At 31.8% G+C, this 12,894-nt stretch carries 7 protein-coding genes; all 7 read left to right on the plus strand.

Annotation, left to right across the window (positions count from 1 at the left end):
* Positions 1–2: 2 nt before the first annotated feature.
* The 7 genes from ACY2IJ_RS14500 (at position 3) to ACY2IJ_RS14530 (ending at position 12,893) form a co-directional block, all read left to right on the plus strand.
* Positions 3–1,829: an alpha-1,3-galactosidase-related protein gene (locus ACY2IJ_RS14500; RefSeq protein WP_476725031.1), complete on the plus strand. Its 1,827-nt coding sequence runs from the start codon at positions 3–5 to the stop codon at positions 1,827–1,829.
* Between the two features lie 153 nt (positions 1,830–1,982).
* Complete coding sequence (locus tag ACY2IJ_RS14505) at positions 1,983–4,265, plus strand: beta-galactosidase (protein WP_476725032.1); 2,283 nt, start codon at positions 1,983–1,985, stop codon at positions 4,263–4,265.
* 203 nt (positions 4,266–4,468) lie between these two features.
* Positions 4,469–5,371 (plus strand): sialate O-acetylesterase, encoded by a 903-nt coding sequence (locus ACY2IJ_RS14510; RefSeq protein ID WP_476725033.1) that lies wholly within the window; start codon positions 4,469–4,471, stop codon positions 5,369–5,371.
* 10 nt (positions 5,372–5,381) lie between these two features.
* Positions 5,382–7,280 carry a right-handed parallel beta-helix repeat-containing protein gene (locus ACY2IJ_RS14515; RefSeq protein ID WP_476725034.1) on the plus strand — a complete coding sequence of 633 codons (1,899 nt, stop codon included), beginning with the start codon at positions 5,382–5,384 and terminating at the stop codon, positions 7,278–7,280.
* A gap of 174 nt (positions 7,281–7,454) precedes the next feature.
* Positions 7,455–8,864 carry a sulfatase gene (locus ACY2IJ_RS14520; RefSeq protein ID WP_476725035.1) on the plus strand — a complete coding sequence of 470 codons (1,410 nt, stop codon included), beginning with the start codon at positions 7,455–7,457 and terminating at the stop codon, positions 8,862–8,864.
* On the plus strand, positions 8,864–11,485 hold the full coding sequence (locus ACY2IJ_RS14525; protein WP_476725036.1) for a glycoside hydrolase family 2 protein: 2,622 nt from the start codon (positions 8,864–8,866) through the stop codon (positions 11,483–11,485). The genes ACY2IJ_RS14520 and ACY2IJ_RS14525 overlap by 1 nt, the downstream gene beginning before the upstream one ends.
* Before the next feature lie 10 nt (positions 11,486–11,495).
* On the plus strand, positions 11,496–12,893 hold the full coding sequence (locus ACY2IJ_RS14530) for an arylsulfatase (protein ID WP_476725037.1): 1,398 nt from the start codon (positions 11,496–11,498) through the stop codon (positions 12,891–12,893).
* The last annotated feature ends 1 nt before the right edge of the window (position 12,894 follow it).

Here is a 12,894-nt window from a genome sequence, read left to right on the forward strand (position 1 = left end):
TAATGAAGCGAGAAAATAAAATGTTAAAAGTATTTGTATGTATGCTTTTAGCAGTTATTACAACAGCAAATGCAAAAGAAATTATTAGAATAAAGTCTTCTAATGATGATGTAACCACGGTGGTTAGAAATGCCATTGAAAATACAAATGATAAAGATATTAAGCTTGTTTTTGAAAAAGGAGTTTACAAGTTTTTACCAGATTATGCCAAAGAACAGTTTTCTTTTGTTACAAATCATGGAAATGGATTAAAAAAAATAATCTTTTTGTTTCAAGATTTTAATTCGGTAGAAATAGAAGGAAATGGAGCAGAGTTTGTTTTTCATGGTCAAACAGCACCTTTTCAGTTTATAAATTGTAACAACATTTCTGTAAATAATATAACAATTGATTGGGATATACCTTTTAGTTTTCAGGGAGATATTACGGCTGTTAATGCAAAAGAACACTGGTTTGAATTGAAGCCTTATACCAAAGGTTATTCTTGGAATTTCTCAAGAGGACACATTACTTTTCCTAATATTGATGGATTTCACTTTTTTGAATTAGGAAGTACATTAGCATTTGATAAAGATACAAAGCAGGTTGCTTATGGTGCTTTTGATATGTCTTTAAGACCTAATAAAGTAGAAAAAAAGGCAAACGGAATTTTACGTATTTACGATAAAAACATCAAACATTTTCCAAGAGTAGGTTCTGTATTTCATTCTAAAGGACCACACGAACAAAATAGATATGCTCCTGCGTTTCAAACTAAAAACTCTAACAACGTTGTTTTTAATGGAGTTACAATTCACCATGCCTTAGGAATGGGGTTTTTGTTTGAAAGAACAGATGGAATTAAAATTTTAAATTCAGGAATATATATCAAAGAAGGTTCAGATAGAGCTATTTCTACCATTGCAGATGCGACTCACTTTGCCAATTGTAAAGGAGATGTTTTAATAGAAAATTGTCGTTTTGAAGGAATGTTAGATGATGGTACAAACGTGCATGGAACTTATGTAGAAATCAATAAAATTATTAATAAAAACACGGTTAGAGTTGCGTTAAAACATTTTGAGCAAACAGGATTTGAATTTGCAGGAAAAGGAGATGAGGTTTGGTTTATCAAATCACCAAATCCAAGTAGAGGAGAAGTAAATGTTGTTAGCAACGTAAAATATGTAAACGAATATTATTCAGACATAACGTTTAAAAATGAAATTCCTGCCGATTTAAAATTAGGAGATATTTTAGAAAACAAAACATGGAATCCTGTGTTTACTATGAGAGGGTGTACCATTCGTGACCATAGGGCTAGAAACATAATTATTAAAACTCCATTAAAAATAGTTATAGAAAATAATGATTTGTCATCAATGATGTCTTCAATCATGCTTAGAGGAGAAAGTTATTTTTGGTATGAATCTGGAGCGGTTGGAGAAGTAATTATTAGAAACAACAGATTTAAGCACGTAGCCTACGGAGGAGCTCCTGGTCATGCTGTTTTAAAAATATCTCCAAGATTAGGAAAAACCTTTGATCAAACAGCTTTGTATGATAGAAATATTGTTTTTGAAAACAATAGTATTGAAACTTTTGACAATTGTATTGTTTGGGCAGATAGAATAGACGGATTAACCATAAAAGGAAATACCATAAAACAAACCCATACAGAAAAACCACAATATCCAAATCAACCTGTTTTTTATCTTAAAAACAGCAAAGATGTTTTGATTACTAAAAACAAATATGAAGGAAATGTTACCCAATATTTTGAGGTAGATGCTATTACCCAAAAAACATTAAAAGTAAAGAGAAACAAAGGGTTTAAGTATACAAAGTAATTCTATAGGATTTAAAAATAAACAAGCACAACCTACTATGGTTGTGCTTGTTTGTTTATATGTAGTGCTTTAGCGTTTATACCTGTTGGTAAAAGTTGTAATAAAACTGCAATTGATACTATTTTTGAGCATCGAAAATTAATTACAAACAAAATGAAAAAAATAGTAATAGGAGTTTTAATGCTTTTATGCTTTCAGTTTCAAGCACAAAACTTAGAAAGTGAAGCAAAAACAAAAATAAAAGCTCTAGAAAAGCTAATTAAAAAAGCAGAAAAAAAAGGAATTGATGTTCTAAAAGAAAAAACAACAATTAGAACTGCCGAAATATTTTTAGAATTTGCTAAATGGGATGAGCAAAATGTTGCAGAAAATACCAAGGCATTTAAGCTGGTTACTTCTTATAAGGAGGAAGCAGATAAGTATGCAAAAGAATTGCCAACTTTTGAAAGAAAAGATGTGGTGGTTATGCTAGATGAAGCTTTTGAAAACTTAAAAAAAGTAATCAAAAAAGAATACAAAAGAACCGCATCACCTCATGTAGATTGGACAAAGGCCTATGTAGATAAAGATCAAATTATTTACAACAATCAACCAGTATTTTTAGCAGATTATACGTGGAAACCTGAAACAAAGAAATTGACAGAATACCATGGAAATCAAGATGGTTTTTTTATAACTCCTACTTATGTAGAAAATGAAAATGGTACTTTTTTAAGTTGGAAAAAGAAAGAATTAGATGCTAAAGGATCTGGTTCTTTAGGGTTTATTTTCTTCAACCACAAATCAGTTCCAAAATGGGCAGAAAAAAAATACGGACCTAATTTTAGCATGAGAGAAGATACGTATACTGCGTATGATATAGACAACCCTGGAGCAAGAATAATTCAAAAAGCTTTGATAAAAGCAGTGGCTCATAAAGCTGCAGGTCAAAAGTTTTCGGAATTAGGTTATATGCTGTGTAACGAACCTCATTTTTATACGCAAGCAGATAAAACTAAGAACAAAAAACCTTGGGCTTCTGGAGGTGTGTCTAACTATACGATAGAAAAATTTAAAGTTTGGTTGGCAGAAAAACACAAAACCATTAACGAATTAAACAATGTTTGGAAAACAAACTTTAAGAGTTTTGAAGCTGTTGAAATTCAAATTCCTATTGATATTAGTTTAAGAGGAACACCCAAATGGTATGATTGGACTGTGTTTAACATGTACAGAGTAACAGAGTGGTATAAATTTATGAAAGATGAAATTTTAAAATACGATCCTAACGGAAAAGTACATTTAAAAATTATGCCAAATTTATGGACAGAAAATGCACGTGTACACGGAATAGACTTAGAAGCTTTAACGGAAATGAGCGGAATTATAGGGAACGATTCGGGTGCAGAACACAAAAGAATTTGGCAAAAAAAGCCATATGAATGGGAAGAGCACTATGCGTTTGATTGGAGAGAATTGTGTATGGGTTACGATTTTATGAAATCAGTAAGTCCAAACAAAATTAATTTCAATTCAGAATTACATTATTTGTCTACCAACAGATCTCGTAATTTACATATGGATCCTGCTTATGCAAGAGCTTCATTTTGGTTGGCACATACGTATGGTATGACAGCAAGTCAAATTTGGTATTGGCCTAGAGAAGCCAATGGAGCTATTTCTAAGAAAGCTAAAAACGATAAAGGTTATGCGGGTTCTAACAACATGCAGCCAAGAGTTACCAATGAAGTAGCGATGACTTTGATAGATTTAAATAGTTTTGGTCAAGAAATTATGAGTCTGCAACGTTTAAGAAAACCATTAAGAATTTTTTACTCTAAAACATCTGCAATTAACAAAACCAAACACATGGATGATGTGTTTGAATTGTATGAAGGATTACATTTTAATGGAGTTCCACTAGGTTTTGTAACCAAAGACATTATTAACAAACAAAGCAACAGCCATTGGGATGTAGTTTTAGTTCACAAAACCCCATTTGTAACTCAAGAAGAATTTAATGCAGTACAAGCTTATTTAAACCAAGGAGGAACAGTTGTTATAGATAAAGAAAGTTTTAAGAAAAATGAATATGGTCAAACTTTATCTAAAAAATTGGTTAAAGGTAAAGGTGCTTTATTATATGTTTCTACGAGCACAGAAATGGAAGATAAAGCAATGCATATATTAGATGAAAAAGATTTGTTGGCTAACATTTGTATAGAAGAAACAAATAAAACAGGAGTAAAAGGATGTACGTGGAAAGCAATTGCAAAAAAAGATGGAAAACAAATTCTATCAATTGTTAATGTGGGAAAAACACCTGCTACTTTAAATATTACAACTAAAAATCGTCAAAAGGTAAATTGTAAAGATTTAATTAAAGGAATTAACGTAAGCAGTCAGCCTGTTTTACAACCAAACGAAGTTTATTTTGTGGAAGTAACAGCTCAGTAATTTTAGAATATTTAATTATTATTTTTTTTTTTCAAAAACCGGTAAATCTTAAAAGTTTACTGGTTTTTGTTTTTCTATTCATATAGAATCCTTTTTTGTCTTTATAATTTATTGCTGCATACAAAAAGTATACACATAGAAACAAGTAGAATTAATGAAATAACGTAATTGTACCCTGTAAAAATAAAGTTAAAAGATTAAGAATGTTTGATAAAACAAGTTGGTTGATGTTCTTGTTGTTAATGATTTCTTTGGTGGGGTATACCCAAAAAAAAGAAATTCAAATAGTGCTGCTAGCAGGGCAATCTAACATGCAAGGACATGGGAATTATGAAGAGTTAAGTACAGCATCAAAAGAAAGGTTGAGCAAAGCTGTTAAAAAAGTAAACTTAAGCACTGCAACATCTACCAAAAACACTTTTCGTTCTTTAGCTCCATATAAAGGAGGGATAAGTAAAAAGTACAATTTTGAAAAACATTTTGGACCTGAGCTTTTTACAGGAATTGTATTTTCTGAAACATTTCCCAATCAAGAATTTTTACTAATTAAAAAAGCAGTTGGAGGTACATCTTTATACGGAGCTTGGAATCCAGAATGGACAACGGAAAAAGCAGAAGTATCGGAACGTGGAGCAGAAAGAAAACAGATGAAATTGTATTCAGAACATATCAATATCATCAAAGCAAATTTAAAAAGATTAGACAAAGAAGGCATTGCATATAAAATTATAGGAATGTTGTGGATGCAAGGAGAAAGTGACACCAATTCCGAATTAACAGCAAATTCATATCAACAAAATTTACAAAAATTAATAAATGCTTATAGAAAAGATTTAGGTATTAAAGAGTTGCCTTTTGTGATAGGACAAGTTAATGTGTTGCCAAGAAAATATAAGCAAGGTCCTGCAATTGTTCGTAAAGCCATGGAAACAGTGGCTAGTAACGATAAGAATGTAGCCATTGTAAAAACAGGTACAGATAAAATGTGGTCAGATTTTCCAAAACATTCAGACAACACACATTACAACACAAAAGGACAAGAACGTTTAGGAACCGCGTTTGGAAAAACCTTAATAGAGTTAATTCGTAAAAATGAAAGCCAATAAAATAGAAAGAATGAGGAAGTTTAAGAAGCAAATTTATTTGTTGTTATTGATGATTACTCTTGTTGGGTGCCATACAGCATCTAAAAAACAAGTGTTAAAAGGAGAAGTGGTTGTGTTTACCAAGGAAATTGCTGCAGATGCATCTGAATCAGTTATGTCAAGGATTCTACAAGCAAATGAAAAACCAATTTCAGAAATTAAGTTCGAAAAAGGAACCTATCATTTTTACCCAGACAAGGCCTATGAAATGTACCGTAACATTTCTAATCACGATGATCAGTTAACAAGAACTCCGTTCCCTATCGTAAACATGGAAAATGTAACGATTGATGGACAAGGTTCTACATTTGTTTTTCATGGAGTTATGATTCCTTTTATCATTCATCAGAGTAAAAATATTCAAGTAAAAAATCTTTCTGTAGATTGGGGAATGACTTTTCATAGTGAAGGGCTTGTAGTGGCTAACAATAAGAAAAACAATACATATGATTTACAATATTCAAAAGAATATCCATATGAAATAAGAAATGGACAATTGATATTTTTAAAAGAATATTACAGTCATAATATGGGACAATCTATACTGTTTAATCCAAAAACAAAAGCTGTTGCTTATGAAACAGAAAAATACTCTAACTGGTTTAGTGTTGTTCAGAAAGTAAAGGTGCAAAGAAATTTCAAAGAAATTAAATATCCATATAAAACAGATAAGCAAGATCCTTTACACAGTTATGTGGGTAAAGAATTTAAATGTTATGTAAAAGAAGTAAAACCAGGTGTTGTTAGAGTTTTTAATCACACTAAAAAATTACCTAAAGTAGGGTTAATTTTAGTAAGTAAAGGAGACAAAACTGTAAATAGAACTTCTCCAGGTTTTCATATTACAGAAACATTTGGTTTTAAAGGGAACAATGTAAACATCAACCACTCAGGTGGAATGGGCTTGATTGCAGAAAATTCATCGGATTTAATTTTAGATAATTTTAATGTAGTTCCATCTAAAGGAAGAATGGTTTCTGCAACAGCAGATGCTACTCATTTTGTAGGATGTAGAGGAAAAATTGAAATTACAAACAGTACCTTTCACAATCAGTTAGATGATGCTGCAAATATTCATGGAGCTTATAAAGAAGTATTTGAAGTAATAGATGAACATACCTTGGGTATTCGTTCTGGACATTTTCAGCAAAAAGGATTTTTACTAGGTTTTAAAGGCGATAAAATAGGATTGGTAAGAGAGGTAGAGTCTTTAAACCCGTATGAAACACTTACTTTAAAATCATATAAAATAATAAATGGAAGATATGCTGTAGCTACTTTTAAAGAACCATTACCAAAAAGAATTAAAAATGAAGATTTGTTAGAAAATTTAGATGCATATCCAGATGTAGTTGTTAAGAATTGTACCATTAGTAGGAATAGAGCTAGAGGATTGTTGTTAGGATCTAAAAAAAGCAGTTTGATTGAAGATAATTATTTTCATACAGAAATGACTGCAATTTTAGGACCAGCACACGTAGACCATTGGTATGAAGCTAGTGTGTGTGCCAATGTAACAATTAGAAACAATACGTTTAAAGATTGTGCTTACGGAGGATCAAATATTGGTGTTATAAAGTTAACTGCAGAAAAAGACATTCAAGAGCGTGTGTTTAAAAACATTAGAATAGAAAATAATACTTTTGATCAGTTTGATAATTTAATTTTAGAAATAGATAAAACAGAAAATTTAATTTTTAAAGGAAACACTATAACCAATTCAGGAACCTTCTCAGCTTTGTATCCAAACAATCCTGCAATTATTATTCAAGAATCAAAAAATATTAAATTTCAAGATAATAGTTATAAAGGAAAGGCTACACAAATTTTAAAGACTGATGAAAGTGTACTTAACTTAAAATTTCAATAAAATTAGCAATACAGAATTTAATATTCTTACATTGTTTTGAAGTTAGTAGTTTAAATCCAGCCCTTATTCGGCTGGATTTGTTGTAAATAGTACTTACAGCGACATCTATTTAACGCACAAGTATATCTTATTGCTTTGATTTTATTTTCTTCGTTTTAAAGAAATAATACATTTATGAATATCTATAAAAAATTAATAAGCTCTTTAGTATTGCTTTTTACAATGTCAGTCTATAGTCAACAATCTAAACCCAATGTGTTGCTAATTATGGTAGATGATATGAATGATTGGATTGGTGCTTATGGAGGACATCCGCAAGCCATTACTCCTAATATGGATGCTTTGGCAAAAAAAAGCACGGTGTTTAAGCAGGCTTATTGTTCAGCTGCGCTATGCAACCCATCAAGAACAAGTATGTTAACCGGATACCAACCTTTTAGAACAGGTGTTCATGGTAATGAAGAAAATTTTAGAAAACAAAAAGGATTTGAAAACACAGTAACGTTGCCACAGTATTTTGCTGCCAATGGTTACAAAACAGCTGCAGCAGGTAAAATTTTTCACAGTCCAAGAGGAACTAAACCTACTCCTAAACCAGGGAGTGATCCTGGTTCTTTTCAACAAGAACACAAAGGTGGTTTAGGATGTCAATTCCCACCAAAAGAATTACGTCATCAGCATGGAATTGATTTTAAAGGAGCAGGAGTAAAAGGAAGTAAAACAAAGTCTTTTGATTGGTTAGGGGTTGATATAAAAGATGAAAAAACGCACGATTGGAAATCATCGGATTATGCAGCACGTTTCTTAAAGGAAAAACACAACAAACCTTTCTTTTTAGCATGTGGTATTTTTAGACCTCACTTGCCTTTATATGCTCCACAAAAGTATTTTGATATGTTTGATGAAGCTAGTATTCAGTTACCTGAAGTTTTAAAAAACGATTTAAAAGATGTAGGTAAAATAGGAAATAATTGGACAGGTAAAAAATTGCATAGTGAGGTTTTAAGAACCAACAATTGGAAAGCTGTAGTAAAAGCTTATTTGGCATGTTTGGCCTATGCAGATGCTTGTGTAGGAAATGTATTAAACCAATTGGAAAATAGCGAATATAAAAACAATACCATTATTGTATTAATGGGAGATCATGGTTGGCATTTAGGAGAAAAAAAACATTGGTCTAAACAAACGCTTTGGGAAGAGGCTACAAAAACTCCTTTAATTGTTTACAATCCATTCAACGGAGCAAAAGGAGAAAGTACTAGAACGGTTTCTTTAATAGATGTATATCCAACATTGTTAGAAATGTGTGGTTTGCCTAATAAAACAGATTTAGATGGGAATAGTTTTGCACATTTGGTAGCCAATCCAAAAGGAAAATGGAATCACTCAGCTTTAACTTCTAAAGGAGAAGGGAACTATACTCTAAGAAGTGAAAATTATAGATACATAGTTTACAGCGATGGTTTTGAAGAGTTATACGATCATAGAAAAGATCCAATGGAGTGGAATAATATTGCTAAGGATTCAAGAAATAAAGAGGTTTTAAAAAAGTTTAGAGAAGAATTAAAAAATATTGTTAAGTAATGATTAGAGTAACTCTATTAGTTTTAGTTGGGTTTTTATTGAATCCAGTCTTTAGTCAGCAAAAATTTTCAACAGCAGGTTTTTATAGTGTTGATAATAGTCCTCGACAGGTTTTTAATTTTAACCCTGGTTGGAGGTTTTTTAAAGGAAAAGTAACTGGAGCCGAACGTGTAAATTTTGATGATTCTGAATGGGAAGCTGCAAATTTACCGCATGGTCTAGAAATATTACCAGAAAATGGAAGTGGAGGTAGAAATTATCAAGGAGAGGCATGGTATAGAAAAGAATTTGTAGTTGATAATACGATATCTTCTGATAAAGTATTCTTGTATTTTGAAGCTGTTATGGGGGTTGCCAAAGTTTGGGTAAATGGAAAAAAGGTAGCAGAACATTACGGAGGTTACCTTCCTTTTGCAGCAGATATAACTACAGTTCTTCATAAAAACGGTAAAAATGTAATTGCTGTTATGGCAGATAATAGTGATAGTAAATTGTATCCGCCAGGTAAAAAACAAAACGGTTTAGATTTTAGCTATTTAGGAGGAATTTATAGAGATACTTATCTTATTAAAACAAAATCTGTACATGTTACTTTGCCAGAGTTAAGTAGTACCATAGCAGGTGGTGGTGTTTTTGTGGGAACTATAGATGTAGACGGTAAAAATGCAAAATTAGGGGTTAGAACAGAAGTGGCAAATCACTCTACCAAAACTCAACTTATCACTGTTAATTCTGTATTAGAAGATTCTAATCATAAAGAAGTAAAAAAAATTACTCAAGAACTTAAACTAAGACCTGGAAAAACCAAACAATTGTCTAAAGAGTTTAAAGTGAACAATGTGCATTTATGGCATCCAGATGATCCTTATTTACATTTTATAAGAACCGATGTGATTATTAATGGTAAAGTAGTAGATCAAATGAGGACTCGTTTCGGAATCCGATTGTTTGAAATGAAAGGATCTGAAGGGTTGTTTGTTAATAAAAAATATGTAGGTAAAAAATTGGTCGGGGTCAATCGTCATCAAGATTATGCTTATGTAGGAAATGCAGTTCCAAATTCTAGCCATTATAGAGATGTAAAATTATTAAGAGAAGGAGGAAGTCATATTATTAGAGTTGGTCATTATCCACAAGATGATGCTTTTTATGATGCTTGTGACGAATTAGGAATGTTAACTACAACAGCAAACCCAGGATGGCACTTCTTTAATTTTAAAGACAAAATTTTTGAAGAGCGTTTGTATCAAGATACTCATAATTTAGTTAGAAAAGATAGAAATAGACCTTCTATATTGTTATGGGAAACAGCATTAAACGAAACACCTTCACAGCCCGATCATGCAATGCATAATATGCACAAGGCAGCACATGCAGAATATCCTTTTCCAGGTATGTTTACAGTTACAGATTACGAAGAAGCTAAAAAAGGAGGATTAGATGTATATTATCATGGTAATGATAAAAAAATAAATTCTTTTAATAGAGAATTTGGAGACGGGGGAGAGGTTGATGATTGGTATTCTCAAAATTCTATTGTAAGAGTAAAAAGAGAGTGGGGAGAAAAAGCAATGTTAGACCAGTCTTTAAAACAAGCAACTTATTTGTCAGAAAGATTTAAGACAAGTAAAGTTCGTATTGGAGGAGCTATGTGGGCAGGTATAGACCATCAAAGAGGTTATCATCCAGATCCTTTTTGGGGTGGTCATTTAAATGTATTACGATTGCCACGTTATACCTATTATTTGTATCAAAGTCAGAATTCACCAAATTATAAATTAAACGGAATTAAAACAGGACCTATGATTTATAATACCAATGAATTAACTCAGTTGTCAGGATCAGATGTTGTAATTTATAGCAACTGCGATGAAATTAAATTGACGTGGTTAGGTAAGGATTATGGAACTTTAAAACCTAGTACTGATGCAAAATATAAAGGATTGCCACATCCGCCTTTTGTGTTTAAAAACGTTTTTTATTTAGATGATATTAGAAATAGAAAACTAAGTAAAAAAGGAGTCCTTAAAACAATGGTTGCAGAAGGTTTTATTGATGGCAAATTGGTAGTGAAAAACGTAAAAAAATATGCACTTAGATCTGAACAAATAAAGTTAAGTCTAGATGATGAAGGAATGAGTCTAATAGCAGACGGATCTGACTATGTACCGGTTAGAGCAACAATTGTAGATAAAAATGGAGCTAAAAAAGTATTGGCACAAGAATATGTTTATTTTGAAGTAGAAGGACCTGCTGAAGTTATAGGAGGGATTCAAAACCAAGGAAATCCAGCAAGAACTTCTTTTGGAGTAGCAACAGCTCTTATTAAAGCAACACACAAACCGGGTGTTATAAAAGTTAGAGCTTTTGTAAAAGGTTTAAAGTCAGATGAAATTGTAATTACCTCTAAGTTACCAAATACCAAATTGCTTTTTGATAAAACCTATTTGGGAAATTCTAAAACTAAAAATAAAGACAAAGTAGTTATAGAGCAAACAAAACAAGAAAAGCTGCCAACAAATATTAAAGAGTTGCAAGAAGAAGTTAAAATGTTACGATTACAAATTGTAGGAAAAGATCAAGCCTTAATGGAATTAAGAAGTAATCCAAAAGGAAAATAATTTTTAGAGTATGAAAAAAAGTATTTATAGTTATAGCATTATAAAAGTATTGATTCTTACGTTAATTTTAGTAGGAAACACTAACGCACAAAATAAGCCAAATGTAATTTACATTTTAGCCGATGATTTGGGATATGGAGATTTAAGTTGTTATGGACAAAAAATATTAAAGACTCCTAATATAGATCGGTTGGCTAAAAAAGGAATGAAATTTACAGATCACTATTCAGGAAATGCAGTTTGTAGTCCATCAAGAGCTGTGTTAATGACAGGACAAAACCCTGCACACGTATATATTACAGGAAATTCCAAAGAAGAACCTGGTATGGATGCAGCTATGACTAATTTACCAGAATTGTTTAAAAATGCAGGTTATGCTACAGGTGCATTTGGTAAATGGGGCTTGGGAGATACTACTGCAAAAGACAATCGCAATCCTTTACATCAAGGATTTGATGAGTTTTATGGTTGGAAAACTCAGGTAACCGCTCATACTTATTATCCAACAAAAATGGTTCATAATGGACAAGAGGTAGCCATTAAAAAAGGAACCTATGTACACGATGTAATTATGGATCATGCATTTGATTTTATCAAAGAAAATGCAAAAAACAAGCAACCTTTCTTTTGTTATATACCTACAGCAATTCCACATGCAGCCATGCATGCACCAGAAAAGCTGCACAATAAATGGAGAAAAAAACTCCCTCAGTTTGATAGCATCATTGGAAAATATTATGCCGATCCAGAGCCCACTCCAGATGTTATTAATCCTATTGCTGGTTTTGGAGCTATGGTAGAGCATTTAGACAATCAGGTGGGGCAAATTTTAAAAATGTTAAAAAAATATAAAGTAGATAAAAACACTTTAATCATTTTTACAAGCGACAACGGAGCACATCACGAAGGGGGACATGATCCAGAGTTTTGGAATTCTAACGGTCCTTTAAGAGGAGGTAAAAGAGACGTATATGAAGGTGGAATTAGGGCTCCTATGTTGGCTTATTGGCCTACTAAAATTAAAGCAGGATCTACCACCAATTTACCAAGTGCTTTTTGGGATGTAATGGCTACTATGGCAGATATCACAAATCAGCCAATTCCTAAACAAAGTGACGGTATTTCGTTTTTGCCAACCTTATTGGGGAATACACAAAATCAACAAAAATCAGATTATTTGTATTGGAAGTTTACCAATTGGGACGCTACTAAACAAGCGGTAAGAATAGGTAATTACAAAGGAATTTCAATTCACTACAACAAATCAAAAAAACATAAAGAACATACTGCTGCTTTTGAGTTGTATGATTTGTCTAACGATATAGGAGAAACTCATAATATTGCTGCAAGTAAGCCAGAAATAGTAGCTAAAATGGAAGAAATTATAAAAAACTTAAAAGGAAATTAAG

Source organism: Wenyingzhuangia gracilariae, assembly GCF_056387575.1.

What these genes read in the sequence shown, in the direction of transcription:
- ACY2IJ_RS14500 (WP_476725031.1), top strand. Translation starts at nt 3, where the DNA reads ATGAAGCGAGAAAATAAAATGTTAAAAGTATTTGTATGTATGCTTTTA.
- ACY2IJ_RS14505 (WP_476725032.1), top strand. Translation starts at nt 1,983, where the DNA reads ATGAAAAAAATAGTAATAGGAGTTTTAATGCTTTTATGCTTTCAGTTT.
- ACY2IJ_RS14510 (WP_476725033.1), top strand. Translation starts at nt 4,469, where the DNA reads ATGTTTGATAAAACAAGTTGGTTGATGTTCTTGTTGTTAATGATTTCT.
- ACY2IJ_RS14515 (WP_476725034.1), top strand. Translation starts at nt 5,382, where the DNA reads ATGAGGAAGTTTAAGAAGCAAATTTATTTGTTGTTATTGATGATTACT.
- ACY2IJ_RS14520 (WP_476725035.1), top strand. Translation starts at nt 7,455, where the DNA reads ATGAATATCTATAAAAAATTAATAAGCTCTTTAGTATTGCTTTTTACA.
- ACY2IJ_RS14525 (WP_476725036.1), top strand. Translation starts at nt 8,864, where the DNA reads ATGATTAGAGTAACTCTATTAGTTTTAGTTGGGTTTTTATTGAATCCA.
- ACY2IJ_RS14530 (WP_476725037.1), top strand. Translation starts at nt 11,496, where the DNA reads ATGAAAAAAAGTATTTATAGTTATAGCATTATAAAAGTATTGATTCTT.